Annotated in this window: 1 protein-coding gene; it reads right to left on the minus strand. The window is 36.3% G+C overall.

Annotation, left to right across the window (positions count from 1 at the left end):
* Window positions 1-381, minus strand: a 381-nt coding sequence (locus ACYVRA_RS09285; protein ID WP_461252415.1) for a hypothetical protein, incomplete at its 3' end; no start/stop codon positions are given.
* Between the last annotated feature and the right edge of the window lie 30 nt (window positions 382-411).

Raw genomic sequence — 411 nt, forward strand, 5'->3', positions numbered from 1 at the left:
AGAACATATATTAAAAGTAACGCTTTCGTTGTTTATTTTTAAGGAAACAGAATCTGTCCATGTTTTTCCGTCAAAATCTTCAGTTTCAATAACAATATCTTTAAATTCAAATGCTTCGGATATTGACCCGCATTCGACAGTAATATTGACATTCCTTGTTTGTCCAGGCATAAATGATTGTAAATCGCCTTCAGTCAGCCGCGATGGTGAATTATCGTTACTAGTAATCTTAAGCTCGTCAGGCAATTTAAACTGGTATGACATTGCTGTGGAAACAGTTTCACCAATGTTTTTAAATTGAATAGTCAGCTTGTAACTTTCACCGCTGAATAAACGCATCATGTCCGTGGAGGATGACTGCGGAAAAATAGACATTTTCATATTTACGCCGCGTTTTAATGTAAGGGTTCC

It is taken from the genome of Treponema sp. R8-4-B8, assembly GCF_054786175.1.